The organism is Methylobacterium sp. NPDC097929 (assembly GCF_049543375.1).
Taxonomy (GTDB): Bacteria; Pseudomonadota; Alphaproteobacteria; order Rhizobiales; family Beijerinckiaceae; genus Methylobacterium.
Window position 1 is genome coordinate 278,604 of record NZ_JBMVEP010000003.1, and the last position, 25,592, is coordinate 304,195.

General features: G+C 71.2%; 22 protein-coding genes. 11 read left to right on the forward strand and 11 right to left on the reverse strand.

The window, feature by feature from the left end; genetic code table 11:
• Positions 1–35: 35 nt before the first annotated feature.
• The 3 genes from mnmE to ACPCJR_RS11465 all read right to left on the reverse strand — a co-directional run bounded on the left by mnmE (position 36) and on the right by ACPCJR_RS11465 (position 5,147).
• A complete protein-coding gene (gene mnmE / locus ACPCJR_RS11455) occupies positions 36–1,367 on the reverse strand; it encodes a tRNA uridine-5-carboxymethylaminomethyl(34) synthesis GTPase MnmE (RefSeq protein WP_391512186.1) in 1,332 nt (443 codons plus the stop codon).
• Positions 1,364–3,979, reverse strand: coding sequence for a leucine--tRNA ligase (leuS, locus tag ACPCJR_RS11460; protein WP_391512185.1), 2,616 nt, complete (start codon positions 3,977–3,979; stop codon positions 1,364–1,366). The genes mnmE and leuS overlap by 4 nt, the downstream gene beginning before the upstream one ends.
• A 112-nt stretch (positions 3,980–4,091) precedes the next feature.
• On the reverse strand, positions 4,092–5,147 hold the full coding sequence (locus ACPCJR_RS11465) for a DUF1963 domain-containing protein (RefSeq protein WP_391512184.1): 1,056 nt from the start codon (positions 5,145–5,147) through the stop codon (positions 4,092–4,094).
• Positions 5,148–5,261: 114 nt separating this feature from the next.
• Between ACPCJR_RS11465 and ACPCJR_RS11470 the strand changes: the two genes are divergently transcribed.
• Positions 5,262–5,978, forward strand: a complete 717-nt coding sequence (locus ACPCJR_RS11470; RefSeq protein WP_391512183.1) for a YggS family pyridoxal phosphate-dependent enzyme — start codon at positions 5,262–5,264, stop codon at positions 5,976–5,978.
• Between the two features lie 64 nt (positions 5,979–6,042).
• On the opposite strand, the gene ACPCJR_RS11475 is transcribed toward ACPCJR_RS11470, so the two are convergent.
• On the reverse strand, positions 6,043–6,654 hold the full coding sequence (locus ACPCJR_RS11475) for a L,D-transpeptidase family protein (protein WP_391512182.1): 612 nt from the start codon (positions 6,652–6,654) through the stop codon (positions 6,043–6,045).
• A 263-nt stretch (positions 6,655–6,917) separates the two neighbouring features.
• Here ACPCJR_RS11475 and ACPCJR_RS11480 point away from each other — a divergent pair, with 263 nt between their 5' ends.
• The 6 genes from ACPCJR_RS11480 to fhuF all read left to right on the forward strand — a co-directional run bounded on the left by ACPCJR_RS11480 (position 6,918) and on the right by fhuF (position 12,085).
• The gene (locus tag ACPCJR_RS11480; protein WP_110350352.1) at positions 6,918–7,604 is read left to right on the forward strand and encodes a response regulator transcription factor; all 687 of its coding nucleotides are present in this window, start codon (positions 6,918–6,920) and stop codon (positions 7,602–7,604) included.
• Positions 7,605–7,733: 129 nt separating this feature from the next.
• The gene (locus tag ACPCJR_RS11485; protein ID WP_391512373.1) at positions 7,734–8,201 is read left to right on the forward strand and encodes a Crp/Fnr family transcriptional regulator; all 468 of its coding nucleotides are present in this window, start codon (positions 7,734–7,736) and stop codon (positions 8,199–8,201) included.
• 63 nt (positions 8,202–8,264) lie between these two features.
• Complete coding sequence (dapD, locus tag ACPCJR_RS11490) at positions 8,265–9,131, forward strand: 2,3,4,5-tetrahydropyridine-2,6-dicarboxylate N-succinyltransferase (RefSeq protein WP_391512181.1); 867 nt, start codon at positions 8,265–8,267, stop codon at positions 9,129–9,131.
• The gene (locus tag ACPCJR_RS11495) at positions 9,131–10,009 is read left to right on the forward strand and encodes an alpha/beta fold hydrolase (RefSeq protein ID WP_391512180.1); all 879 of its coding nucleotides are present in this window, start codon (positions 9,131–9,133) and stop codon (positions 10,007–10,009) included. Before dapD ends, ACPCJR_RS11495 begins: the two co-directional genes overlap by 1 nt.
• A gap of 223 nt (positions 10,010–10,232) precedes the next feature.
• Complete coding sequence (locus ACPCJR_RS11500; protein ID WP_391512179.1) at positions 10,233–11,099, forward strand: acid phosphatase; 867 nt, start codon at positions 10,233–10,235, stop codon at positions 11,097–11,099.
• Between the two features lie 254 nt (positions 11,100–11,353).
• Positions 11,354–12,085, forward strand: a complete 732-nt coding sequence (fhuF, locus tag ACPCJR_RS11505) for a siderophore-iron reductase FhuF (protein ID WP_391512178.1) — start codon at positions 11,354–11,356, stop codon at positions 12,083–12,085.
• A 212-nt stretch (positions 12,086–12,297) separates the two neighbouring features.
• On the opposite strand, the gene ACPCJR_RS11510 is transcribed toward fhuF, so the two are convergent.
• Together ACPCJR_RS11510 and ACPCJR_RS11515 are read right to left on the reverse strand one after the other, a co-directional pair.
• Positions 12,298–13,044: a TerC family protein gene (locus ACPCJR_RS11510; RefSeq protein ID WP_391512177.1), complete on the reverse strand. Its 747-nt coding sequence runs from the start codon at positions 13,042–13,044 to the stop codon at positions 12,298–12,300.
• A 39-nt stretch (positions 13,045–13,083) separates the two neighbouring features.
• Entirely contained in the window at positions 13,084–14,010 is a 927-nt protein-coding gene (locus ACPCJR_RS11515; protein ID WP_391512176.1) for a lipid kinase, read from the reverse strand.
• 534 nt (positions 14,011–14,544) lie between these two features.
• Here ACPCJR_RS11515 and ACPCJR_RS11520 point away from each other — a divergent pair.
• Both ACPCJR_RS11520 and ACPCJR_RS11525 read left to right on the forward strand, forming a co-directional pair.
• Positions 14,545–15,366 carry a hypothetical protein gene (locus ACPCJR_RS11520; RefSeq protein WP_391512175.1) on the forward strand — a complete coding sequence of 274 codons (822 nt, stop codon included), beginning with the start codon at positions 14,545–14,547 and terminating at the stop codon, positions 15,364–15,366.
• A 132-nt stretch (positions 15,367–15,498) separates the two neighbouring features.
• Positions 15,499–16,818 carry a thermonuclease family protein gene (locus ACPCJR_RS11525; protein ID WP_391512174.1) on the forward strand — a complete coding sequence of 440 codons (1,320 nt, stop codon included), beginning with the start codon at positions 15,499–15,501 and terminating at the stop codon, positions 16,816–16,818.
• 27 nt (positions 16,819–16,845) lie between these two features.
• On the opposite strand, the gene poxB is transcribed toward ACPCJR_RS11525, so the two are convergent.
• The 5 genes from poxB to ACPCJR_RS11550 form a co-directional block, all read right to left on the reverse strand.
• Positions 16,846–18,579, reverse strand: coding sequence for a ubiquinone-dependent pyruvate dehydrogenase (gene poxB, locus ACPCJR_RS11530; protein ID WP_391512173.1), 1,734 nt, complete (start codon positions 18,577–18,579; stop codon positions 16,846–16,848).
• A 227-nt stretch (positions 18,580–18,806) separates the two neighbouring features.
• Positions 18,807–20,150 (reverse strand): transcription termination factor Rho, encoded by a 1,344-nt coding sequence (gene rho, locus ACPCJR_RS11535; RefSeq protein WP_391512172.1) that lies wholly within the window; start codon positions 20,148–20,150, stop codon positions 18,807–18,809.
• 235 nt (positions 20,151–20,385) lie between these two features.
• Positions 20,386–21,105, reverse strand: a complete 720-nt coding sequence (locus ACPCJR_RS11540; protein WP_391512171.1) for a Smr/MutS family protein — start codon at positions 21,103–21,105, stop codon at positions 20,386–20,388.
• On the reverse strand, positions 21,102–22,361 hold the full coding sequence (locus tag ACPCJR_RS11545; RefSeq protein ID WP_391512170.1) for a murein transglycosylase A: 1,260 nt from the start codon (positions 22,359–22,361) through the stop codon (positions 21,102–21,104). Before ACPCJR_RS11545 ends, ACPCJR_RS11540 begins: the two co-directional genes overlap by 4 nt.
• A gap of 11 nt (positions 22,362–22,372) precedes the next feature.
• Complete coding sequence (locus ACPCJR_RS11550; RefSeq protein ID WP_110350365.1) at positions 22,373–23,089, reverse strand: Tim44/TimA family putative adaptor protein; 717 nt, start codon at positions 23,087–23,089, stop codon at positions 22,373–22,375.
• A gap of 490 nt (positions 23,090–23,579) precedes the next feature.
• Between ACPCJR_RS11550 and secB the strand changes: the two genes are divergently transcribed.
• Positions 23,580–24,092, forward strand: coding sequence for a protein-export chaperone SecB (gene secB / locus ACPCJR_RS11555; RefSeq protein WP_391512169.1), 513 nt, complete (start codon positions 23,580–23,582; stop codon positions 24,090–24,092).
• A 221-nt stretch (positions 24,093–24,313) separates the two neighbouring features.
• Positions 24,314–25,558, forward strand: a complete 1,245-nt coding sequence (locus ACPCJR_RS11560; protein WP_391512168.1) for an MFS transporter — start codon at positions 24,314–24,316, stop codon at positions 25,556–25,558.
• The last annotated feature ends 34 nt before the right edge of the window (positions 25,559–25,592 follow it).

The window sequence follows — 25,592 nt, forward strand, 5'->3', positions numbered from 1 at the left end:
CCATTCTCTCGACGGATCGTCCGCTGAGGCTGACATCACTTGCCGATGCAGAAGCCGGAAAAGAGGCGATCCAGCATCGCTTCGACGCCGACATGGCCGCCGACCTCGCCGAGCGCGCGGACGGCAAGGCGAAGATCTTCGGCGGTCAGTTCAGGCGGATGGCCGGGCCGCGCCCTCGCCACACGGTCCAGATGGGTCGCGGCCCGGGTCAGGGCCTCGCGATGGCGCTCGCGGGTGATGAGGGCATCCCCTTGCCCGAACGAGGCCTCCGCCGCCTGCCGGATCGCGTCGAGCAAACCCTCGAGCCCGGCACCCGTCAGCGCCGAGACCGATAGCCCGGCCTCAGACGAGGGCGCATCCACAAGATCCGCCTTGGTACGAACGAGAAGCGTAGCGCGATCGGCCGGCGCATCGGCACTGGCATCGCCCACCGGAACCAGCCTCAGCACGAGATCGGCGCCCTCGGCACGGCGGCGCGTACGCCGGACGCCCTCCGCCTCGACCGCATCGTCCGTCTCGCGCAGGCCCGCCGTATCGACCAGCAGCACGGGCAGGCCGCCGAGATCGCAGCGCACCTCGATGGCATCGCGGGTGGTGCCGGGAATGTCGGAGACGATCGCCACCTCCCGCCCGCTCAACGCGTTGAGCAGGGTGGACTTGCCGGCATTGGGTGCGCCGACCAGCACCACGCAAAACCCCTCGCGCAGGCGCTCGCCCCGCCGTCCGTCGGCAAGGGCGTTCTCGATCGCATCGCGCAGGACGGCGGCCCGCCCTCCCAGCGCAGCATCCAGATCCGCATCGTCCACGTCGCCCTCGTCGGCGAAATCGAGCGCAGCCTCCGCGCTGGCCAGAAGGTCGATACCGGCCTCGCGCCAGGTCGCCACCTGACGGCCGAGCGCGCCGTCGAGTTGGCGCAGGGCCTGGACGCGCTGCGCCTCTGTCTCGGCGTCGATGAGGTCGGCGATGCCCTCCGCCTCGGTGAGGTCGATGCGGCCGTTCAGGAAGGCCCGCCGGCTGAAGGCCCCGGCCTCCGCCGGCCGGCATCCCGGCACCCGCCCGAGCGCCCGCAGCACCGCGGACCGCACCGCCGCGCCGCCGTGGAGATGCAGTTCAGCCATGTCCTCGCCGGTCGCCGTGCCCGGCCCCGGCAGCCAGACGACCACGGCCTGATCGAGAACCTCCCCGGAGGCCGGATCACGCAGGCGCCGCAGGGAATGCCGGCGCGGCGGCGGCCGGCCGCCCGCGAGGGCATCGAGTGCGAGCCCGGCCGCCGGCCCGCTGATCCGCACCACTGCCAGCGCCGCGCGGCCGAAGCCGCTCGCCGGGGCGAAGATGGTGTCGTCGCGCGCAGGCAGGGCCTCGCTCACAGGACGAGGTTCACGATCCGCCCCGGCACCACGATGACCTTACGCGGGGCGCGGCCTTCCAGAGCCCGCTGCACGGCCTCCAGCGCGAGCGTCGCCGCCTCGACCGCCTTCGCGTCGGCGTCCCGAGGGACGGTGACATCCGCCCGCTTCTTGCCGTTGATCTGGACGGGGAGGGTGATCTCGTCCTCGACCAGCAGGGCTCGGTCCGCCTCGGGCCAGGACGTCTGGGAGACGAGCCCCTCCCCGCCCAGAACCCGCCAGCACTCCTCCGCCAGATGCGGCATCATCGGCGCGATGAGCTGGACGAGGATGCGGGCCGCCTCGCCCGCAGCCGCCTGCGAGACTCCGCCCCGCAAGCCCTCGTCGAGGGCATTCGCCAGCGTGTAGATGTGGGCGACGCAGCGGTTGAAGCGTAGGCGCTCGACATCCTCGCCGACGGCGGCCAGGGCTTTGTGGGCGGCCTTGCGAAGGGCGGCATCCCCGCGAGACGCCGCGCCGCGCGCCCCGGCAGCGCCGTGAACGAGGCGCCAGACGCGCTGCACGAAGCGGGAGGCGCCCTGCACGCCCTCCTCGGTCCAAATCACGTCGCGCTCAGGGGGCGAGTCGGAGAGCATGAACCAGCGGGCGGTGTCGGCACCGTAGCTGGCAATGATGTCGTCGGGATCGACGACGTTCTTCTTCGACTTCGACATCTTCTCGGTCGGGCCGACCGTTATCGGCTCGCCGGTTTTCACGTGAAACGCGCGACGCTCCCCACCCTCGCTCTCGAAGCGAATCTCGGCCGGCGGCACCCAGGCGCCGGCTGCGTCCTTGTACGTTTCGTGGACGACCATGCCCTGCGTGAACAGGCCGGCGAACGGCTCGGACACGCCGGCCCAGCCGGTCACGCGCATCGCCCGCATGAAGAAGCGCGAGTAGAGCAGGTGCAGGATCGCATGCTCGACGCCGCCGATATACTGATCGACGGCGAGCCAGTGATCGACCGTCTTGCGGTCGGTCGGCGCGTCGGCGAGCCACGGCGCCGTGAAGCGGGCGTAGTACCAGGACGAGTCCACGAAGGTGTCCATCGTGTCGGTCTCGCGCCGGGCCGCCGCGCCGCAACGGGGGCAGGGCACCTGCCGCCACGCCTGATCCCGCTCCAGCGGGTTGCCGGGCTGATCGAACGAGACCTCGTCGGGCAGCTTCACCGGCAGATCCGCGACGGGCACCGACACCGGGCCGCAGGCCTCGCAGTGGATGATCGGGATCGGGCAGCCCCAATAGCGCTGGCGCGAGACGCCCCAGTCGCGCAGGCGGAACTGCACTTTTCGCCGGGCAACGGGTGCGCCGTCCAACGTCTCGCCTTCCAGCCGATCGGCGACGGCCCTGAACGCCTCGTCGGTGCCCATGCCGTCGAGGAAGCGCGAATGGATCATCCGGCCATCGCCGTCATAGGCGGTGTCGGTGATGACGAACGTCGCCGGGTCCTGCCCTTCCGGGCAGACGACCGGCGTGTTGCCGAGGCCGTACTTGTTGGCGAAGTCGAGGTCGCGCTGGTCGTGGGCCGGGCAGCCGAACACCGCGCCGGTGCCGTACTCCATGAGAACGAAGTTCGCGACGAAGACCGGCAGCTCCCAGGTGGGATCGAGCGGGTGGCGCACGCTGAGCCCGGTATCGTGCCCGAGCTTCTCCGCCGTATCGATCGCCTCCTGCGCCGTGCCGATGCGGCGGCATTCCTCGGCGAAGGTCTGCAATTCCGCGGCTCTCGGGCCGGACTCGGCCAGCGCCTTGGCCAGCGGATGATCGACGGAGATGGCCAGGAACTTCGCACCGAACAACGTGTCGGGACGGGTGGTATAGACCGTCAGTTCCTGCGTGCCGGCGAATGGCGCGGCCAGGGCGAAGCGCACTTCCAGCCCCTCGGAGCGGCCGATCCAGTTGCGCTGCATCAGCCGGACCTTTTCCGGCCAGCGCTCCAGCCCGTCGAGGGCGTCGTGCAGATCCTGGGCGAAATCGGTGATCTTGAAGAACCACTGAGTCAGCTCGCGCTGCTCCACGAGCGCACCCGAGCGCCAGCCGCGGCCGTCGATGACCTGCTCGTTGGCGAGCACCGTGTGATCGACCGGGTCCCAGTTCACCTTGGCCGTGCGGCGGGTGACGAGGCCCTTGTCGAGGAAGTCGAGGAACATGCGCTGCTGGTGCTTGTAATAGTCGGGATCGCAGGTCGCGATCTCCCGGCTCCAGTCCAGCGACAGGCCCATGCTCTGGAGCTGGCCGCGCATGGTGGCGATGTTGGCATAGGTCCAGTCCCGCGGGTTGACCTTGCGCTCCATGGCCGCGTTCTCCGCCGGCAGGCCGAAGGCGTCCCAGCCCATCGGGTGGAGCACGTTGTGGCCCCGGGCGCGCTTGTAGCGGGCCACCACGTCGCCCATGGCGTAGTTGCGCACGTGGCCGATATGGATGCGCCCCGACGGGTAGGGGAACATCTCCAGGACGTAGTATTTCGGGCGCGGATCGTCGTTCTTCGTCTCGAAGAGCTTGGCCTCGTTCCAGGCCTGCTGCCAGCGCGGCTCGGCATCCTTGGCGTTGTAGCGCTCGGGCGCCGTGGGGGAGGGCTGTGCGGAGTCGGTCATCGCGGGCGCCGGGATCAGCGAAGGAAGGGGCTGGGGCCGCGCGAGGTGTCGCGGGCACGCAAGCCCGGCACCTAGCATATCCGAAGGCGCGCGGGTCAACGATCGGCGCGGCTCAGGTCTGCTGATAGACCGCCATCACCCGGTCGAAGCGGCGTTCGCCGAGATCGGACTCGCGGATCAGGAAGTAGACCGTGCCCTCCGCACTCTCCTGCTGATAATCGCCGACGTCGATCTGGAGCAGAAGGCGCCATGTCGGCATGGCAGCCTCGATCCCAGCCCGGTGCAGATCGATCGATTCCCGGCCGAGGTGTTGCACGCCAAAGCGGCCGGCGACCTCCGCCTCGAAGCGCGGGTCGCTCTGCTCGGGCAGGGGCGAGCCGAGGAGCTGGTTGCGCCGCCCCGTATTGGCGGCGCCGTAATAGGTATCGAAGGTCCGCGAGAACAGCTCTTGGTACGCGTCGCGGAAACTCTCTTCGGCCTCCCCTTTTGCGGCCAGCGCCGCTTTCAGGGCCGGCTTCGCCTCGGCCTCGAGGCTTTCGACGGCCGGCGGGCGCAGGGTGAGGTGCAAGCGCATCGGCCGGGACGGGCCACCGTAGGGCGTGCCGGAATCGGGCTTGGGGGCTGGCAGTTTGAAGTCCCTGTTGATCTTCGCGGTCTCGGCCCGGTGCGCCTCCGCCGCGGCCGCGAGGTCGGGGGGCAGGGCCTGCGCGGTGAGACTCTCGCGCGGGCTCTCGTCCCAAATGACGCGAACGGATTCGGTGCCGTTGTCCCACGGGCCGGCGAGGAGGTCGTAGAAGAACAGGAGCCGCCCCTGCTCCGGCAGGGCGGCGGCGGGGCCGCCCTGCCCTCGCGCCTCCGCGAGATCGACCTGAGCGAAGAAGGCGTAGGGCAGTTCTTTCCGGAAATGCCGCCGCATCTCCTCGCCCGCCTCCGCGTTCCCGCGCCGGGCGATCGCCTCGATGTCGGCCGGCTTGGCCCGCCGCGGCCATGCCAGTCCCGGCGGGAGGTCGGGCGTGCCGCCGATCCGCGTGCCGCCGAGGCGCGCCTCGCCCTTCGGCCGTGGCCGGAACACCAGGGTGGGCACCAGCGCCGCGACGACGATTTCCGCCTGCGGACGGGTGAAGTGCTGCGCGAGCTGGGCGTAGGCGTCGGCCGGCGAATCGAACATCGGGCGCGGCGTCTCCGTTTATGAGAGGGAGAGACCAACCTATCGCCGGGGCGAGGGATGGAAAGGCGCGGGCGCGGCCTTGAAGTCCGCAGGAGTCCGCCGCAAGGAGACGCGATGACGGAGAACACCCCGAACCTCGAGACCCTGCCGCCGGTCGGCGAGGCCGATGTCGCCGCCGGTCTCGCGGAGGTGCGCGCCGGCATCCGCCGGGCCGCCGAGGACAGCGAGCGCGATCCCGCGAGCGTCCACCTCGTCGCCGTCTCGAAGACGGTGCCGGCCGAGGGCATCCTGCCGGCCCTGGAAGCCGGGCAGCGGATCTTCGGCGAGAACTACGTGCAGGAATCGAAGGCCAAGTGGCCGGCTTTGCGCGAGCGTTACCCGGATGTCGAACTGCACCTCGTCGGCCCGCTGCAATCCAACAAGGCGCGCGAGGCGGTCGAACTCTTCGACGTGATCCACGGGCTCGACCGGCTCTCGCTCGCGGCGGCGCTTGCCAAGGAGATCGGGCGGACGGGGCGTGCACCCAAGCTGCTGATCCAGGTCAATACCGGCGACGAGGCGCAGAAGGCCGGCGTCGCCCCCAATCAGGTGGATGTGCTGCTCTCGGAGTGCCGCGAGACCCACGGCCTGGCCATTCACGGCCTGATGTGCATCCCGCCGGCCGAGGATCCGCCCTCCCCCCATTTCGCCCTGCTCGCGCGCATCGCCGCGCGCCACGGCCTGCCGATCCTCTCCATGGGCATGAGCGCCGATTACCCGGCCGCGATCCAGATGGGTGCCACCCATGTCCGCGTCGGCACCGCGATCTTCGGACGCCGGGCGAAGCGATGAGCGAGGACGGCGGTTCCCACTCGGCCGGAATCGGCGCAGACGATGAGCCGGCCAAATAAGAGCGTCAGCGGATCGCCAGGCGCGTGCGCGGTCCGAGACGGCGAAGCAGGCGCAGCAGATCGCCGGGCTTGAGGGCGACGCAACCCTCCGTCGGCCGGTAGCCGGCGCGGGCGACGTGCAGGAAGATCGCCGAGCCGCGCCCGGGGCGGATCGGCCCGCGATTGTAGTCGAGGTCGATCACGAGGTCGTAGAGCCCGTCGTCGCGCCACAACGCCTCGGCGCTCGCCGTATCGCTCGGCAGACGGATCGGCCGGTTGTAGCGGCGGTCTCCTGGTGCATCGCACCAGCCGTCCTGCGGCCGCGTCGGCCGCAGCGTCAGCCCGCTCGCGGGCCGGACCGGGAAGCGGTCCGGACGGTAGAAGCCGCCGCGCAGGCGAAAGACGCCCCGCGGCGAGGCGCCGTCCCCCTCCCGCTTGCGCATCGTCACGCCCGCACGCCCGAGGGCGCAGGGCAGGACGGTCCGGCCCGCGCTCAGCGTGCCGCGGGTCGGGTCTCCCGGCAACGGGCGAACCCGCAGGATGGCGAGCGCCGTGGCCTGCCGGCCTCTCGTCCCCTCGCCTCCCTTCGCTCCGGACTTCCCGTTCTTCACCCGCCGCATTGCCGGTTCGTCCCGCACGCTTCCCGGCTCCCCGCCGTCAAGCGGACGTGACGGTTTGAACATGGCGAAAATTATGCATAAGCGCGCAGTGCGGATTTCCTGTAGCGTAAAACGAACTAAGTTTATTTCCGGATGGGATCGTGAGGGTCCCGTCGGCGGCCAAGCCAGAGGGCGATCTGCCTTTCCGGACCGGCTTGCCGTCATGAGATTGTCCCGGCCACCTGCCCGAGCTTCGCGCGGGGTGTGCGGGGCCGGAAAGTTTGTCGAGAGCGACGGCGTCGATGTCGAATCCTTACTGCCTCCTCGTCTGTGACGACGACGAGGCCCTGCGCGAAGCGCTGACGGAGCAGATCGACGCGTACGACGAGTTCTCCGTCGTCGGCGAACCGACGGCGGCCGGGGCGCTCGCCCGCGTGGGACAGGACCCCGTCGACCTGATCGTGATGGATGTCGGCCTGCCGGACATGGACGGGCGCGAGGCCGTGCGCACGCTGCGCCGCAACGGCTATCGCGGGCCGATCATCATGCTGACCGCGCAGGAATCCGACGACGACATGGTCGAGGGGCTGGAGGCCGGCGCCAACGACTACGTGGTCAAGCCCTTCAAGTTCGCGGTGCTGCTCGCCCGCATCCGCGTGCAGCTGCGCCAGCACGAGGCGAGCGAGGACGCGGTGTTCCGCATCGGTCCCTACACCTTCCGGCCGGGCGCCAAGCTGCTCGTGGGCGAGCGCGGCTCGAAGCTGAAGCTGACCGAGAAGGAGACGGCGATCCTGCGCTACCTCTACCGCGCCGGCCGCGAGGTGGTGGGGCGCGACACGCTGCTCGCCGAGGTCTGGGGCTACAACGCCCACGTCACCACCCACACCCTGGAAACGCATATCTACCGGCTGCGCCAGAAGATCGAGCCGAACCCCGCAGTCGCGGCCATCCTCGTCACGGAGGGCGGCGGCTACAAGCTGCTGCCCTGATCCTCACCGGGGAACCGGTATCCACCTCCGCACACAGGTCCGCCGCGGGGACGCCGTTTCGCGCGGGGTCCGTATCGGCTAGGCTTGGCCGCAGAGGCAGGATCTCGCGGCCGAGGGGTGGGGCAAGCGTTGGGGCTCGACGACGACATCGCGATCCTCTCCGCGGCGCCGGTGTTCGAGCTGTTCGAGCGTGACGCCCTGCGCCTGCTGTGCTTTGCCGGCGAACGGCGCAACCTGGAGGCAGGTGACCTGCTGTTCGCCCGCGGCGAGCCGTCGGACGGCGGCTACGTGGTGATGTCGGGCACCATCGCCCTGACCCCGCGGCGGGCGTCGGAGGCGCCGGTCACCGTCTCCCGCTCCGGCGTGATCGGGCGCAACGCGCTGTTCCATCAGGCGGAACGGCCGGCCGAGGCGCGGGCGACCGAGCCCTCCGAAGTGATGCGCGTGACCCCATCCGTGATGAGCCGCGTGCTGCGCGAGTTCCCCGATGTCGCGCTGGCGATCCGCGGCGGCATGGCCGAGGAACTCATCGATCTCGTTCAGGGCCTGTCGAGCGTGCGCGGGCGGCTCGGCGCGCTGTCCCCACGCAAACGGTGACAGGGGCGGGCGGCTTTTGTAAGCACGGCCATCCTTTGCCGCCGATCAGTCCGGAAAGCCCCGATGTCCCAAGCCGCGCCCCACGCCGATCTCGAGAAGACCATCGAAGCCGCCTGGGAGGAGCGCACCGGCATCTCGACCACGACCACGGGCCCCGTGCGCGAGGCGGTGGACGAGGCGCTGAACCTGCTCGATTCCGGCAAGGCCCGCGTCGCCGAGAAGGTCGGCGAGAAGGGCAACGAGTCCTGGCAGGTCAACCAGTGGCTCAAGAAGGCGGTGCTGCTCTCCTTCCGCCTCAACGACATGGTGCCGATCGAGGGCGGCCCCGGCTCCTCCCCCTGGTGGGACAAGGTGCCCTCCAAGTTTTCCGGCTGGGGCGAGGCGGAGTTCCGCGCCGCCGGCTTCCGCGCGGTGCCGGGCTGCTTCGTGCGCCGCGGCTCCTACATCGCGCCGGGCGCGGTGCTGATGCCGAGCTTCATCAATCTCGGCGCCCATGTGGGCGAGGGCACCATGGTCGACACCTGGGTGACGATCGGCTCCTGCGCGCAGGTCGGCAAGAACTGCCACATCTCCGGCGGCGCCGGCATCGCCGGCGTGCTGGAGCCGCTCCAGGCCAACCCAGTCATCATCGAGGACAACTGCTTCGTCGGCGCCCGCGCCGAGGTGGCCGAGGGCGTGATCATCGGCGAGGGCTCGGTCCTGTCGATGGGCGTCTATATCGGCGCCTCGACCCGGATCATCGACCGCAACACGGGCGAGACCTTCTACGGCCGCGTGCCGCCCTACTCGGTGGTCGTCTCCGGCACCACGCCCGGCAAGCCCCTGCCGGACGGCACACCCGGCCCCGGCCTCTACTGTGCCGTCATCGTCAAGCGCGTCGATGCGGGCACCCGCGCCAAGACCGGCATCAACGAGCTGCTGCGGACCTGATGGCGCCCGTCGGAACCACCCTCGCCACGCGGACCCTCGACCTGACGGTCGCGGGTCACCGGGTTCCGACGCCCTGTACCGAGGTCGGGGAGGGGCCGCCCGCGCTGCTCCTGCCCGCCCTCTCCTCGATCTCCGCCCGCGAGGAGATGCTGCCGCTGGCCCGTGAACTCGGGGCCGCCCATCGCTGCCTCGTGCCCGATTGGCCGGGCTTCGGTGCCCACGCGCGGGCCGCCCTGCCGCTGAACCCCGAGACCCTGCACGCCTTCCTCGACGCCCTGCTCGCGGCGGCGCCCGGTCCCTACGCCCTCGCGGTCGCGGCCGGACACGCCGCGCCCTACCTCGCGGCCGCCGCGCGCCGTCATCCGGGCGCCTTCGCACGGCTCGTGCTCGTCGCGCCGACCTGGCGCGGGCCGCTGCCGACTGCCATGGGACCGGAGCGCGCCCGCTGGTTCGGACGAATCCGCCGGGCGGTCGAGATGCCGCTCCTCGGCGAAGCGCTCTACCGGATCAATATCAGCCCGCCGATCATCGGCCGGATGATGCGCGCCCACGTCTACGCGGACGCCGCGCACGTGACGCCCGGGGTCGTCGCCGCCAAGCACCGGATCACCCGCCAGCGCCGGGGCCGGTTCGGCACCGCCGCCTTCGTCACCGGCGGGCTCGATCCGTTCGATGCGCGCGAGCCGTTCCTGGCCCTGTTCGACGAGGGCCTGCCGCCCGTCTCCGTCCTGCGCCCGGAGGGGGTGCCCCGGCGCTCGGGCGCCGAGATGGATGCGCTGATCGGGACGGGCCGCGTCGTGGCGCGTCGGGTGCCGGGCGCGCTGAGCCCGCACGAAGAATTTCCGCGCGCCATCGCCGAAGCGATCCGGGCGGCCTGAACGCTCCCTCGAAGGCGGGCACCTTTCGCTTCCTCCGCCCTGTCACCGCTCCCGGCGACCGACCGGCTTTCGCCTCGTTCGAAACCTCTTCAAGGTACTGGGCCTGTGACGCGCCTGTCGCACGGCGCCCATAGATAGCTCGGAGCCTCGGCCCGGAAGACGCGCTCCGCTTCCCGAACGAAGCTCCCGACCTTCTCGACACGGTCCTCGAAAGCCTGTTTTGATGTCCCGCTCGACCCGTGCGCCGGCTCGCCTCGGCGGCCTGCTGATGCTCCTCCTCGCCGCCGGTCCGCTCGGGGCGCAGCCGGCGGCACCGCCGGAGCCCGCCGTGAAATCGGCGCCATCGCTGGAGCGGGACAAGCTCGGCACCGCCGCCCCGAAGGGCTATCTCAGCGAGGAGGCGACGCCGAACCTCGTGGCGATCCTGCCCCCGCCGCCGGCGGGGCATTCCCCGGCGGAGGCGGCGGACAAGGCGGTCTACAACGCCAGCCGGGCCTACGAGGGCAGCCCGCGCTGGGCCCTGGCCACCAACGACGTGGCCGATGGCGGCGCCGCCCTCCTCGAAGATTATGCCTGTGTGCTCGGGCAGCGCATCGACCAGGCGCGCGTGCCCGACTTGATGCGCCTGCTCGACCGCGCCCGCATCGACATCGCCCGGGCCACCCGTGTCGCGAAGCGACGCTACCGCCGCCTGCGGCCCTTCGTCGGCAACGCTGCGCCGATCTGCGTTGCCCGCACGCCCGAACTCGCCGACAGCTTCAGCTACCCGTCCGGCCATGCCGGCCAGGGCTGGGCCTACGGCCTGATCATGGCGAGCCTGATGCCGGAAAAGGCGACGCAGTTCCTCGTGCGCAGCCGGCTCTACGGCGAGAGTCGGGTGGTTTGCGGCGTCCACTGGCTCAGCGATGTCGAGGCCGCCCGCACCGGCGCCTCGGCGCTGGTCGCCGTGCTGATGACGGATTCCGGCTTCCGCGCGGATCTGGAGCGCGCCCGGTCCGACCTGAAGCGGGCCCTGGGCGGGGAGGGGACGAAGCCCGACCCTGCGATCTGCGCCCGTGAGGATGCGGCGGCCCGTCAACCGCTGCTCTAGACCATCGTGCCGGATATCGTATCCGGCACGATGTTCCAGCCTCTTGTTTCGCATCGTCTTTCTCCGAAAGCCGGCAGCCACCTTTCGAGACGATGCTTTAGGCATCCGTCGGGACGATTCGCCGACCCACGGATCGGCGTGCGACGTCAGGTCAGCGTGAACGACCGGCGCCGCCGCGGGTATTGCGGAGGCCGACCCCGGTTCTGTTATCGTGGGCGATCCCGGCCGCTCGATGCGGGCCTGACCGACCGCGGGTGAAGGCGATTTCCGCCCTGAGCACCGTCACGCAAGCCGATCTCGACGGCGCCCTCACGGGCGCCTTCGCCGCGTTCTCGGGCCGGCTGCGCCGTGATCCCGATCCGGCGGCTTGCACCCTGCAGGAACTCGGGCGTTCGGGTGCCCTTGCCGATGCCCTCGCCACCTTCGCGGATGCGCATCCGGGCTGTGAGCGTCCGGCGGTCGCCTCTCTCTGGAGCGCCTATCTCTTCGCCGGCCTGATCGCGCCCACCCTCGCTGCAGGAGCGCGGCTCGGACGGGATCTCCCGCTGGGCTCCCTCCATCTGGCCCCGACGACCGGTCTGCCCGCGACGGTCCATCTCGCGCAGGAATTTGCCTGGCCGGCCTCGCTCCCGGCGCAGGTCGACCGATTGCTCGCCGAATCGGTCGCGCCCGTCATCCGCTCACTGCGGACGGAGACCGGCCTGTCGACGCGGCTGCTATGGGAGAATGCCGGCGGCCACCTGTTCTGGACGCTGAGCGAGATCCGACGGGAAAACCCGGGCCGCACCGGGGAGGTAACCGAGGCCCTGCGCGCGCTGCGCTGGCCGCGCGAAGCATGCTCGGCGCTCACGCTGATGCGCGCCGACGCGGTTGCGGGTTGCGAGCCGCCGCGCCGCCGGGTCTGCTGCCTGCGGCACGGTCTGCCGGGTTCCTCGCATTGCGAGGGCATCTGTCCGCTCCTCAGGCGGGCGGGGGAGATCGGCTGAAGGCTTGCCGTCCCCCGCCGGGTTTTCACGGGAAAACCGGCCTCATACGGTTTCCGTTTGATCGCTCTGGTCTCTTCCCTCGTCCTTGCGAGGCGAAGCCGTGGCAATCCAGGGCTCCGCACTGTCCGGACAGGTCGCGCTCTGGGTCGCTTCGGCTCCGCCTCGCGAAGACGGAGCGGGGCAAAGACCGAGGCGATCAAACGAAGACGATATCACGCCTTCCCGATCGGGTTCTTGGCGCGCCTGCGGCGCCGGGCCAGCATGTTGAGCCCCTCCACGCCCGCCGAGAAGGCCATGGCGCTGTAGATGTAGCCCTTGGGCACATGTGCCCCGAAGCCTTCGGCCAGCAGCGTCATGCCGATCATGATGAGGAAGCCGAGCGCCAGCATCACGACGGTCGGGTTCGCAGCGATGAAGCGCGAGAGCGGATCGGCTGCGATCAGCATCACGGTGACGGCCGTGACGACCGCGATCACCATGATCGGCACGTGGTCCGTCATGCCGACGGCGGTGATGATCGAATCGACCGAGAAGACGAGGTCGAGCAGCAGGATCTGCGCGATGGCGGAGCCGAAATTGAGTGCCGTCTGATGGCCCAGCTTCTCCTCCGGCGCCGGATCGACGCTGTGGTGGATCTCCTTTGTCGCCTTCCACAGCAGGAACAGGCCGCCCGCGATGAGGATGAGATCGCGCCAGGAGAAGCCCTTGCCGAGGATCTCGAAGACCGGCTCCGTCAGGTGGACGATCCAGGCCACGGTGCCGAGCAGGGCGAGCCGCAGCACCAGCGCGAGGCCGATGCCGATGCGCCGAGCCCGGCTCTGCTGATGCTCCGGCAGCCGATTGGTCAGGATCGAGATGAAGATCAGGTTGTCGATGCCGAGCACCACCTCCATCACGATCAGCGTCGCGAGAGCGGCCCAGGCAGTGGGATCGGCGGCGAGTTGCAGCAGGTCGTCCACGAGTCGTTCCGTCGGTCGGAGGGAGAGGCGGGCGCTGCCTCAGAAGGGGAGGGGGAAGCGATGCGACGGGCCGGGCGCCCCGTCCGGCGGCGCGAGGACCCGCACGGCCTTGGGCACGACCTTGAAATGGGCCGGCGTCCAGGTCGTCAATTCGCCGTCGGTGTTGACCGCCCGCGGCTTGCGGGTCCTCAGCACCAGTTCCGTGGTCTCGAAGGCGCGCACGTCCGCGGCCTTGCCGTGGGTGCCCCGGCGCAGGGCCGGCAGCAGCGCGATCAGCCGCCACCAATGGGCGACCTCCAGGCTGTAGAAGTCGAGCTGCCCGTCATCGACGGTAGCGTCCTCCTGCACGGTCATGCCGCCGCCGTAGTGCCGCCCGTTCCCGACCGAGGCCTGGATCGTGGTCACCTTCTCGGTGCGACCGTCATGCTCGATGGTCACGGTGAAGGGGCGGGCGCGGCGCAGGAGCCGGAAGGCGGCGATGGCGTAGCCCACGGTGCCCCAGGCCTTCTTGGCCTCCGCCGTGAGTTCGCTGGCGAGGTCGGCCGAGAAGCCGACACTGGCCACGTTGAAATAGTAGTGCCCGTTGACCCAGCCGAGATCGATCGCCTTCTCGGGCGCCGTGGGGATGACGCGCGCGGCCGCCTCCGGATCGAGAGGCAGGCCGAGCGAGCGGGCGAGGTCGTTGGCGGTGCCGAGCGGCAGGATGCCGAAGGGCAGCTTGGTCTCGACCAAGGCCTGGGACGCCGCGTTCATGGTGCCGTCGCCGCCGCCGAGGACCACGAGATCGACCGACCCCGCGTGGCGCCCGATCACCGCGTGGCAATCGGCGCTGTTCTCCGGCTCCACGAGTTCGAGGCCGCCCTCGCGCAGGATCGTGCGGATCGCGTCGAGCGGAGCGCCGCCGTTGCGGGCCTTGGCGTTGACGAGGAAGAGGGCCCGGCGCGGGCTTTGCGCGCCCGCACTCAAGAGACCGCTCCGCACGCATTCGAACGGGGCAGGAAGACCAGCATGGCCGGCAAAGGGATATCCTCGCACGCTCTCGCGCCGCGTCCGCGCGAGCGGTTGAAGGATCCGACATCACGGTCGACGCCTCGACCGTCAGAGGGGCCCGGACCCGCCTCGGGGCATCGCGCCCGCCGCTCCCGAAGGAGACGGTCCGCCCCCAGACGCGAAGGACGGCGGCTACGCTCAAGGTGGTCACTCCCCGCCTGATGGCAAGGGTCGGGTCCGCACACGAACAGGGGAGACGCCGGGCGCGGGGAGAGCGGGGGTAACCTTGCCCCCGGCGGCGCCATCGGTCGCAAGCGGCGCGTCCCCGGTGTAGGCAAACCGAGCCCTTCGACGGAAAAACGTGGAACCGTAGCGGTCTCGTCGCGCGTTCCGTCCACCCGAGCGCCGCCCGCGAAACCCGTCCTGCCGCCTTGAGCCAACGGTGCATGCCGCCGGTTCCGGGCATTTCGCGCGGCATCCTACCGGCCTGCCTGTCCGATCGGTCTTGCCATGCGCCCCGCCCTGCTCCTGACCCTGCTCCTCTCCACCGCCTGCGCGCCCCAGGCCCAGGCCCAGCAGAGCCCGAACTGGGTCGATCCGCCCGCGAAGTCGGGCGCGCCCAGTCCCGGAGCCGAGCGGGCCAAGCCGGCGCCGGAGGCCGGCAACCGTTCCGAGGCGGCGCCGGACGAGGCCGCCGAGACCCGTCGGGCGGCCGCGCCCACCCGGCGCAGCGCCCGGCGCCAGGAGCGGGCCTACGGGCAGACGGCCGACCGGGATCACGCCGCGGAGGCCCGTCGCGGGCGCCGGGCCGCGATCCGCGAGCGCGCCCGTGCCCAGGCCGCGCGCACCCATCGCCCCATGAATCCGGCCACGACCCCGCCGCCGGTCGCAATCGCCCGGGCCGAGCCCGATCCGCGCTTCTCCGATTGGGCGATCACGGCGCAGCGCCTGAGCCTCAATTACCTCGCCAGCATCTCGGCGCCGAACGGTGCGATGCTGGCCTCCGCCCCGCGCTTCTACGGCGCGCAGGTGCGCTTCCACGGGCGCAACCTCGCGATCCCGGCCCTGATGGCCGAGAAGCGCCGCTTCGTGCGCCGCTGGCCGGAGCGGCGCTACGAGCCGCAGGGCGAGCCGCGCGTCGCCTGCGACGGGCCGAGCGCGACCTGCCTCGTGCGCACCGTCTACGACTTCACGGCCGTGAGTCCCACCCGCGGCGCCCGCTCCCAGGGCGTCGCCGAACTTCTGCTCACCGTGAGCTTCGCGGGCGGGCGCCCGGTGGTCGTCTCCGAATCGAGCCGCGTCCTCAGCCGGGGCGGGTCCGGGGGCGCCTGAGCGGGGCCGCACGGGGCGGACAGAGCCGCCGCATGGACCGCATAGTCCTGCGCGGTCCATGCTGTAGAAGGAGGCGGCGGGGGCCTCTCCAAGCAGGGGCCCGGAACGGGTGAGAGACGGGGCGTCGGACACGTGAAGGGATCGGCAAAGGCCGCAGGCCGGACCAGCGAGGAGGCTGCCGCGCCGCCGGAGGCACCGCTCTCCGAGGATGATCGCCGGATCCGCGCGCTGATCCTGGCCGAACTCGACCGGCGGGGCGTGCGCCCGGTCGCGCGCCGGACCCTGGCGCTGATCGCGGAAGGTTTCGTCGAGCCCGCCGACGGCGTGCCCGGCTACCGGATCGTCGATCGCGGCGGCGCGGTGCGGCTGCGCGGCGCGGGGGAGGGGGCCGGCGTGCCGCTGACCCTGCACGAACTCGTCGAAGAGCTTCGCGCGCAGCACGCGCCCCTGTTCCTGCCGCCGGAACCGGAGCCGGAACCGGAGCCTCCGCGGGACGCCATCGCCGATGTGCGGGCGGCGGGCGCGCGCTTCGTCGAGACGCAATCGGCCCTGGCACGCTCGCTGGCGAACACCTCGGCCGAGCGGAGCCGGGCGCTCGCCAGCGCGGCGAGCGAGACCGTGGAGGGCTGGCGCAGCCGCCTCGCCGAGCGGCTGAAGGCCCGGCCGCGTCCGGCCCCGGTGTCGACCACCATCACGGCCACGGACGACATCGCCCCGTCAGCCACCGCAGGCGCCACGCCCGACGCGGCGCAGCGCCTGACCGAGGCACGGGCCCGGCTCGGCGCGGGCTGGCAGCGGCTCGCCGGCGGGCTTCAGCCCGGCCAGACGCTGACCCGGGTCCGCGACCTCATGGACGACGCCCTCTCCGCCGGAAGCCGTCGGCCGGTGGTCCTGATGACCCTCGGCGCCTTGGCGGGCGCCGGCCTCGTGGCGGCCCTCTCGCTAAGGGGAGACACCGGCGAGGAGGCCGGCTCGGCCGCCCGGTCGGGCTCCGAGACGCAGACCGCCCAGAGGGCGCCCGCCGGAGCACCGTCGGCCTCGGGGCAGCGCGGGTCCGACGAGCCGGCCCCCGATGCGCCGCCTTCCGAGACGCCGGAGGCGCGCCCGCCGGAGCCGGAGCCGCGGCGCAACAACCCCAATGCCCTGACCGGCATACCGGAGGTGATCGACACCGCCACGCTGCGGGTGGGCGGAAAGGTCGTGCGCCTGTTCGGAGTCGAGTGGGTCCGCGGTGGGCAGGCCGACGAATTGTCGAAGTATCTGCGCGGACGGCAGGTGAGCTGCCAGCCCGCCCCCGGCAGCAGCGCGCATATCTGCACCGTGGAGGGCCGCGACCTCTCGGAAGTGGTGCTGTTCAACGGCGGAGGCCGCGCCTCGGCGGAAGCGACGCCCGATCTTGCCGCGGCCGAGGATCACGCCCGCACCGAGCGGCTCGGGGTGTGGAAGCGGTGAGGGCCAGCCCCCTCACCGCCCGCCTCGTCAACGCAGCAGGTTGGTCCGGGCGAGGTCGAGGATCGCGTCGCCGCGCCCGTTCATCACGGCCTGGAGCGCGTAGAGGCTGAAGCCCTTCACCTGCTCGGCCTGGAGCTTGGGCGGCATGGCGAGTTCCTGGCGGTTCGTCACCACGTCGAGGAGCGCCGGGCCGGGATGGGCCAGCACGTCCCGGATCGCCCCCTCCAGATCGCCCGGATCCTCGACCCGATGGGCGTGGATGCCGATGGCGCGGGCCATGGCGGCGAAATCCGGATTCGCGAGCGCGACGCCGGTCTCCAGATAGCCCGCCGCCTTCATCTCCAGCTCGACGAAGCCCAGCGTGCCGTTGTTGAAGATGACCACCTTCACCGGCAGCTTCTCCTGGGTCAGGGTGAGGATGTCGCCCATCAGCATGGCAAAGCCCCCATCGCCCGACAGCGAGATCACCTGCCGGCCCGGACTCGCCGCCTGGATCCCGATGGCGTGGGACAGGGCGTTGGCCATGGAGCCGTGCGCCCAGGAGCCGATCAGGCGGCGTCCGGCGGTCATGGCGAGGTAGCGGGCGGCCCAGACGGTGGGCGTGCCGACATCGGCCGTGAACACGGCGTCGTCGGTCGCCGCCTCGCTCAAGAGGCGCGTGAGATATTGCGGGTGGATCGGCTTGCGCCCGGGCTTGCCGGTGGCGAGGTCGTCGAGGTCTTCGCGCGCCTTGGCGTAGTGCTTGAGGCTGGCCTGCAGATGGCGGTCGCTGTCGTTGCCGGTGAGCCGCGGCAGCAGGGCTTCGAGGGTGGCGGCGACGTCGCCGACGAGGCCGAGTTCCAGCCGGCAGCGCTTGCCCAGATTCTCGGGCCGCAGATCGACCTGCGCGATCTTGGCGTGCTCGGGATAGAACTGACGGTAGGGGAAGTCGGTGCCGAGCATCAGCAGGGTCTCGCAGGCCTCCATGGCCGCGTAGCCCGAGGAGAACCCGATCAAGCCGGTCATGCCGACATCGTAGGGGTTGTCGTGCTCGACATGCTCCTTGCCGCCGAGCGCGTGGACGATCGGGCTCTTGAGCCGTTCGGCCAGCCGCATCAACGGCGCGTGCGCCCCGGCGCAGCCCCGCCCGCACAGCAGCGTGATTTTTTTGGAGTTATTGAGCAGGTCGGCGAGGCGGTCGAGTTCGTCGGCCGGCGGCACGGTGACGGGCGCGCGCGGGCGAAGCGTCGCGGGAGCGGCCAGCGCGCGCTTGGGCGCCTCCTTCAGGGCAACCGTGCCGGGAATGACGACCACGGCGACGCCGCGCCGGCCCACGGCCGTGCGGATCGCCGTCTCCAGCACGTTGGGCAGCTGCTGTGGGTCGGAGACCAGCTCGCAGAAATGGCTGCAATCGCGGAACAGCTCCTCCGGCCGGGTGGCCTGGAAGTAGTTCAGCCCGATCTCGGAGGAGGGGATGTGCGCGGCGATCGCCAGAACCGGCGTGCGGGTGCGGTGGGCGTCGAACAGACCGTTGATGAGGTGGAGGTTGCCCGGTCCGCAGGAGCCGGCGCAGACCGCGAGTTCACCCGTCACCTGCGCCTCGCCCGCGGCGGCGAAGGCGGCCACCTCCTCGTGGCGGACATGCACCCAATCGATGACGCCACGGCTCCGGATCGACTCGGTGATCCCGTTCAGGCTGTCGCCGACGAGACCGTAGACACGCCGCACGCCCGCCAGCTCGAGCGTTTCGACCACGAGATCCGATACGTTGCGGGTTGCCATGCGCCGTCTCCGAACAGGACCGCCCTCGGGCAGTCATGGCGGGCCAACGTCGCGAGGGAGCATTGGTTCGGGCGGGCGGAAGATTTTGCGATTACTGCATAATTTCGCGCATCACGCCCATCGGGCGCGGCAGGATCGCGCGCGAGGTGCCCGCTCGGCGCTCCATCGGCAACCGTGCGGGCCGGAACCGGCCGGCGATGCCGGCCGATCCGTTCGAGACCTCCGCCTCAGGTGTTCATCGAGTCGAAGAAGTCGCCGTTGCTCTTGGTCTGACGCAGCTTGTCCATGAGGAACTCGATCGCGTCGGTGACGCCCATCGGGTTGAGGATGCGGCGCAGGACGTAGGTCTTCTTGAGCGCATCCGGCGGGACCAGCAGCTCCTCCTTGCGGGTGCCGGAGCGGGTGATGTCGATGGCCGGGAAGATACGCTTGTCGGAGACCTTGCGGTCCAGGATGATCTCGGAGTTGCCGGTACCCTTGAACTCCTCGAAGATCACCTCGTCCATGCGCGATCCGGTGTCGATCAGCGCGGTGGCGATGATGGTGAGCGAGCCGCCCTCCTCGATGTTGCGGGCCGCGCCGAAGAAGCGCTTGGGCCGCTGCAGGGCGTTGGCGTCGACGCCGCCGGTCAGCACCTTGCCGGAGGAGGGCACCACGGTGTTGTAGGCGCGGCCGAGGCGGGTGATGGAATCGAGCAGGATCACCACGTCGCGGCCGTGTTCCACCAGCCGCTTGGCCTTCTCGATCACCATCTCGGCGACCTGCACGTGGCGGGTGGCCGGCTCGTCGAAGGTGGAGGCGATGACCTCGCCCTTCACCGAGCGGATCATGTCGGTCACCTCTTCCGGGCGCTCGTCGATGAGCAGCACGATGAGGTAGCATTCGGGGTGGTTGAGGGTGATCGACTGCGCGATGTTCTGCATCAGCACGGTCTTACCCGTGCGCGGCGGCGCGACGATCAGCGCGCGCTGGCCCTTACCGATCGGCGAGACGATGTCGATGATGCGGGGCGAAAAATCTTTCTTGGTCGGGTTGTCCAGTTCGAGCTTGAACCGCTTGGTGGGGAAGAGCGGCGTCAGGTTGTCGAAGTGGACCTTGTGCTTGATCTTCTCCGGGTTCTCGAAGTTGATCGTGTTGACCTTGATCAGCGCGAAGTAGCGCTCGCCGTCCTTGGGGCCGCGGATCGGGCCCTCCACCGTGTCGCCCGTGCGCAGGCCGAAGCGGCGGATCTGGGTCGGCGAGATGTAGATGTCGTCCGGACCCGGCAGGTAGTTCGAGTCGTTCGAGCGCAGGAAGCCGAACCCGTCCTGGAGCACCTCGACCGTGCCGGCACCGATGATCTCGGTCTCGTTGGCCGCGAGCTGCTTGAGGATCGCGAACATCAGCTCCTGCTTGCGCATGGTCGATGCGTTCTCGACCTCGACCTCCTCGGCGAAGGCCGTGAGCTCGGTCGGCGATTTGGATTTGAGATCCTGAAGCCGCATCTCGCGTCGTGCGACGAGATCGGCCGGCGCGGGCGCGCTTTCGACCGGAGCTTCGACGGGGGCGAGAGCGTCGTTCTGTGACGTCATGTGGGAGGATGCAACCAACGAATGGCGGGGAAGAATCGGCCGGTCGGGGAGCAGGGCTGAACGCCGGGGAGGCGTTCCAGGTCCGTAGCCGCCGCGGGCGCGCGGCCCGGTCCACGCATCGGGTCCGCTCGGCCGGAACGACCTCGGGATGCGACACGGCTGCAATCGGAGAGCAGGGGTCAATAGCGCGTTTCGCCGCCCGGCTCAAGACCCGAGAACTTGAAGTCTTGGGAGATTATCGCCGCCGCAGCCGCACGTAGAGAGCGCCGGCCCCGCCGTGATGGCGCGCCGCCTCCTCGAAGCCGAGGACGAAACCGCGCAGATCCGGTCCCCGCAGCCAGTGGGGCACGCTGCGCCGGAGCACGCCGCGCTCCGAGACACCGCGCTCCCCGCCGCCGAAGGCCGAGCCCTCGCCGCCCTTGCCGGTCACCACGAGCACGCGGGCATGTCCCGCCGCGCGGCAGCGCAGCAGAAAGCCGACCAGGGCGGAATGGGCCTCCGCCTGGTAGAGGCCGTGCAGGTCGATGCGCGCCTCGATCTCCAGCCTGCCCCGCTCCAGCCCGCGCCGCTCCCGCCGCTCGAGCCCGGGCGTGACCGGGAGGGCGGGCGGTGGCGCCTGGGCCGGTGCGGGACCGGCGCGGGCGATCTCGGGGGCGAGATCGCCGAGCTTGAGCGGCTTTCCGACCTTTCGGGACGGGACCGCCGCGGGGATCGGCCGGGCGGGGAAAGGAGCGGGGGGAGAGGGCACCGCCTTCTTCGCGGCCGGCCGCACCGCCGGACGGGCCGGAGCGGGCGGGTTCGGCCGCGGCGCGGCGGCTTTCTCGGGTTCGGGCGAGGGCGGCTTCTTCGGCTTGGCGCGCCCGCGCAGGGGGGTGATCAGCTTGGCGATCTCCCCCCAGAGATGGGCTTCCTCCCGCGAGAGCAGGCGCGCGCGCCGCGGCGGCCGCGCGCTCACGGCCGTCCCGCTCCGGTGGCGGCCTCCGGCGCGGCCGCGTCCTGCGCGGGGGCGGTTGCGGACGGCGCGGAGGGCTTGGGGATCAGCACGACGAAGCCCATGCGATCGTGCAGGTCGCCCGCCGCGCGGCCCGCCGCGGCGCCGGTGCCGACATAGAGATCGCCCCGGGCCGGGCCGACGATGGCCGAGCCGGTATCGGCGGCGACGACGAGATGGCCGCGGCCGGGCTGGCCCGGCAGCTTGCCCTCCAGCCAGAAGGGCAGGCCGTAGCGCCACAAGCCACCGTCCACCGCCATGCTGCGGCCGGGGCTCAGGGGAACGCCGGCCGCGCCGGGCGGGCCGAGGGCGGGGTCGGTCACCGGCTCGGTCCGGAAGAAGATGTAGGAGGCGTTCATCCGCATCAGCCGGCGGGCATGGTCCGGGTTGGCGCGCAGCCACGAAGTCCAGCGCTCCAGGCTGAGGCCGTTGATGGGCAGGTGTCCCTCGGCGACGAGGAGCTTGCCGATCGAGGTGTAGGGCTGCCCGTTCTTGCCGTCGTAGAGCACCCGCATCGAGCGCCCGTCCGGCAGCCGCACCCGGCCGGAGCCCTGAACCTGCAGCACGAAGAGATCGACGGCATCCCGCAGCCACAGGAGCGGCCGGGTGCGGGCGCCGAGCGCCCCGTCCTCGATCGCCGCACGGTCGGGATAGGGCACGAGCCCGGTCTCGGTCCGGCGTCCCGCCCGGAAGATCGGATCGAGACCAGGCGCCGTCTCGCCGGGGGCGAGGCTGACGAGGTCGTCGGGCCGGGCGAGGACAGCGGCGGTGTAGCCGGGGCCGGGTTCGAGCGAGCCGGTCAGCTCCGGCTCGAAATAGCCGGTGAGGAAGCCGGCCCTGCGCTCCGGCTCCGTGCCGGAGGCCGGGCGCACGATGCGGTAGGCCGAGAACCGAGCCTCGAAGAATGTTTTCGCCTCACCCGGTTTCACCGCGGCGGCGCTCGCGCAGGCGGCCGCGAGATCGGCGGGGGTGCCCGTCACGCTCGGCGCCTGCGGCGGATTGGGACCGGGCCCCGCGCAGCTCCGCCGGAAGGCGTCGAGGGCGGCGCCGGCATCGTCCTCGCGCCAGCCCGGCAGGGCGGCGAGCACGACAGGCTCCAGCACCGCGCCGGGAACTTGCGGGGGCGCGGGAGAGGGTTCGGCCAGACAGGGGGCCGCAACGGAAACGGCCGCAGCGGCGAGGACCGCTGCGGCCGGAAGGGAAACGCGCCGGGACGGCATGACGGAACCGATCAGCCGCCCGCGTCGGTCGCGACGAGCTGCCAGTTGGGATCGCGCGACCCCAGCGTGCGGGCGAAGGTCCAGACGTCGGGCACCTCGACGCCGGTCTCGGCATTGCCGTCGATCACCTTGCCCTCCGCGTCGCGGGTGGCGGTGATGAGGTTCGAGAGGAAGCGCACGGTGACCTGCGCGACGCGGTTCTTCACCTCGACGGCGACCATCTCGGCCTTATCGATGGAGATGAAGGTGGTCTCCACGGTCTCGTGGCGCTTCTCGCGCTCCGAGATCGCCCGCTCGAAGCCCTCGCAGACCTCCCGGGACAGCAGCGCGCGCAGGGTCTTGCGGTCCCCCTTGGCGAAGGCGATGACGATAGCCTCGTAGGCCCCCTTCGCGCCTTCCAGGAAGGCGCGGGGCTCGAAGGCCGGCTCGACCTGAACCACCTGCTCCAGGCCGCGGGCGACCGCCGAGCCCGGCTCTGCGATGCCGCGCCAGTCGCGCGGGGCGGTCTGCACCGCGGCGCCGGCCTGGGCGCGGTCGGCGCCGGGCAGGCGCACCACGTTGTCACCCTCGCCCCGTCCGGCCTGCGGCTCGGTGCGGTTGCGCTCGACCGGCCGGAAGGGCGAGCGCTCCGTGCCGGTCTTCTGGCCGAGCACCGAGCGCAGCCGCCAGATCACGAAGACGGCCAGCGCCAGGAAGATCAGGGTCGTTACGTCGAAGGAATCCTGCATCACCGATCCGAATCGTGACCGTCGCACGCGTGAGTCCGGCGCCCGAAGGCCGCGCGGACGAGGGGCCCGTCCCGTGATCCCGCCCGCCATGCTCCGAAAGATGGTTCGCGAAAGCCCCGCCGGCGGGCGGCGGAACCTGTCGCGAAACGGCTCTTAGCCGAGGGCGGCGCGGGGATCGAGCCGGGACGAGATGTCTTGCAAGGTGCTCTTGGCCGTTTGTCTCCGACTGCCAAAGTCCGTGACCTTATCGTGATATGGGCCGGCCTGCGAGCGATTCCAGGCAAGCCGGCGAGACGAGCCCCGCGTCCCATTCACGCGCAGTCGAGAACGGGGCTCGAACGTGCTGCCCGCGCCCCGGACCGGAGGCGCCCGCATCGCCCGGGTTCGGCTTGTTCGCGCGGTACGGGCATGGTAGCCGCAGCCCGCGCCGAAGGGGCGCTCGTGCGCTTCTTCAGAACCCGCGCACGACGACGCGAGGAGGAGAGACGCCATGGCCGATACCGCGGCACCCAACGGCAACGGCGCACAGACCGAGGATCTCGCGCCCGCGATCAACGCGCTGGCGCAGTACGCCAAGGACCTCTCCTTCGAGAACCCGAACGCGCCGCGCTCCCTGCAGCCGCAGGAGGGCGGGCCTCAGATCAACATTCAGGTCAACGTCAACGCTCAGCAGATCGCCGAGGCCGATTTCGAGGTCGAGCTGACGCTGGAGGGCGACGCCAAGATCAAGAACGAGGTGCTGTTCGCCTTCGAGCTGAAATATGCCGGCATCTTCCGCATGCGCAACATCCCGCAGGACCAGATCCATCCGGCCGTGATGATCGAGTGCCCGCGCCTGCTCTTCCCCTTCGCGCGCCAGATCGTCGCCGAGGCCGTGCGCAACGGCGGCTTCCCGCCCCTCTACATCGACCCGATCGATTTCGTCGGCCTCTACCGTCAGAAGATGATGGAAGCCCAGGGCGCCGAGGGCGCCTCGGGACCGAACGCGCCGCTCGCCTCCTGAGGCGGGACCCGGCTTCCGGCCGGGCGGCGAAACCGGTTCGAACACGGCACGGGGCTCCGCGATGCGGGGCCCCTTTTCGTTGCGGCCTCGCGGCGAAGCCGCACGGGGCGGGAGACCGGACGGGCCTTGCAAGCGTTGCAGGGTCAGCGTTGCCAAGTCAGCGTTGCCACAAGCGCGGCGGTGCGTTAGGCGCCCGCCCCCGGATCAGCCCCAAGGACAGCATGGCGCCCACCACCCACCTCGCCCTGATCAACGTCTTCATCGGCGACATCCAGGGCGGGCTCGGGCCGTTCCTCGGCACGTGGCTCGCGCAGATGCGGCAGTGGAGCCCGTCGCAGGTCGGGCTCGTCACCACGCTGGTGGGCGCGGGCACGCTGCTCCTCAGCGGCCCCTTCGGCGCGCTCGTCGACCGGCTCGGGCGGCCGCGCCTGCTCATCGTGATCGCCTGCGCCGCGATCCTCGCCGGCACGCTGCTCTTGATGCCGGCCCATTCCTTCCTGCCGGTGCTCGCCGCGCAGTTCCTCGCGGCCGCGGGCGGCACGCTGCTGCTGCTCGCCGTGACCGCGCTGACGCTCGGCGTCGTCGGCAAGGACGCCTTCCCGCGCCAGCAGGGCCGCAACCAGGCCTTCAACCATGTCGGCATCCTGATCGCCGCCGGCCTCATCACCGTCGGCACCGCCCGGTTCGGGCCGGAGATCGCCTTCTGGGTGCTCGGCGCGATGGCGGCAGCCGCCATCGCCGCCACCCTGGCCATGCCCGCCCGCGCCTTCAACGGACGCCGGGCCGCGGGCTGGAACGAAGAGGACGAGGCGGCACCGGCCCGTTCCTCCTACGCCCAGGTCTTCACCAACAAGCGGCTGCTCGTGCTCGCCGTGGCGCTCGCCCTGTTCCAGCTCGGCAATGGCGGCATGCTGACCCTGCTCGGGCAGAAGCTCGTGCACACCGCCGACAATCCCACCGCCTGGACCGCCCGCTACGTCATGGTGGCGCAACTGGTGATGGTGCCCGTGGCGCTGGCCGCCGGCTCGCTCGCCGACCGGCGCGGCCGGCGCCAGCTCCTCATCGCCGCCTGTGTCGCCCTGCCCGTCCGGGCGGCGCTCTCGGCCTTCATCGACGATCCGTACTGGCTCGTCACCGCCGAGATCCTCGACGGCGTGGCCTCGGGCATCATCGGCGTGGCGGTCCCGGTGGTCGTGGCCGACCTGACCTGGGGCTCGGGCCGCACCCAGACTGCGCTCGGCACCGTCAACGCCGTGCAGGGCGCGGGCGGCGCGCTCTCGGCCTGGTACGGCGGCCTCGCGCAGGGCTGGTTCGGCTGGTCCGGCGCCTTCCTGGCGCTCGGTGCGGCGGGTATCGGCGCGCTCGTCCTGGTCTGGTGGCTCGCCGCCACCACCGAGGAGAGCCCGTCCCGTCGCCGCCGCACCCGCCGGGCGGAGCGGCTGCGCGCCGCCGAGGGGTCGGCCTGATCGCAGGATCCGATCCCCGGAACAGGCTGGCGCC

Bases quoted from the DNA above. Each gene is read 5' to 3' on its own strand.
- ACPCJR_RS11470 (WP_391512183.1), top strand. From the start codon at position 5,262: ATGACGGAGAACACCCCGAACCTCGAGACCCTGCCGCCGGTCGGCGAG.
- ACPCJR_RS11500 (WP_391512179.1), top strand. From the start codon at position 10,233: ATGTCCCGCTCGACCCGTGCGCCGGCTCGCCTCGGCGGCCTGCTGATG.
- ACPCJR_RS11550 (WP_110350365.1), bottom strand. From the start codon at position 23,089: ATGCAGGATTCCTTCGACGTAACGACCCTGATCTTCCTGGCGCTGGCC.
- ACPCJR_RS11480 (WP_110350352.1), top strand. From the start codon at position 6,918: ATGTCGAATCCTTACTGCCTCCTCGTCTGTGACGACGACGAGGCCCTG.
- secB (WP_391512169.1), top strand. From the start codon at position 23,580: ATGGCCGATACCGCGGCACCCAACGGCAACGGCGCACAGACCGAGGAT.
- ACPCJR_RS11560 (WP_391512168.1), top strand. From the start codon at position 24,314: ATGGCGCCCACCACCCACCTCGCCCTGATCAACGTCTTCATCGGCGAC.
- rho (WP_391512172.1), bottom strand. From the start codon at position 20,150: ATGACGTCACAGAACGACGCTCTCGCCCCCGTCGAAGCTCCGGTCGAA.
- ACPCJR_RS11545 (WP_391512170.1), bottom strand. From the start codon at position 22,361: ATGCCGTCCCGGCGCGTTTCCCTTCCGGCCGCAGCGGTCCTCGCCGCT.
- ACPCJR_RS11520 (WP_391512175.1), top strand. From the start codon at position 14,545: ATGCGCCCCGCCCTGCTCCTGACCCTGCTCCTCTCCACCGCCTGCGCG.
- poxB (WP_391512173.1), bottom strand. From the start codon at position 18,579: ATGGCAACCCGCAACGTATCGGATCTCGTGGTCGAAACGCTCGAGCTG.
- ACPCJR_RS11495 (WP_391512180.1), top strand. From the start codon at position 9,131: ATGGCGCCCGTCGGAACCACCCTCGCCACGCGGACCCTCGACCTGACG.
- leuS (WP_391512185.1), bottom strand. From the start codon at position 3,979: ATGACCGACTCCGCACAGCCCTCCCCCACGGCGCCCGAGCGCTACAAC.
- dapD (WP_391512181.1), top strand. From the start codon at position 8,265: ATGTCCCAAGCCGCGCCCCACGCCGATCTCGAGAAGACCATCGAAGCC.
- ACPCJR_RS11465 (WP_391512184.1), bottom strand. From the start codon at position 5,147: ATGTTCGATTCGCCGGCCGACGCCTACGCCCAGCTCGCGCAGCACTTC.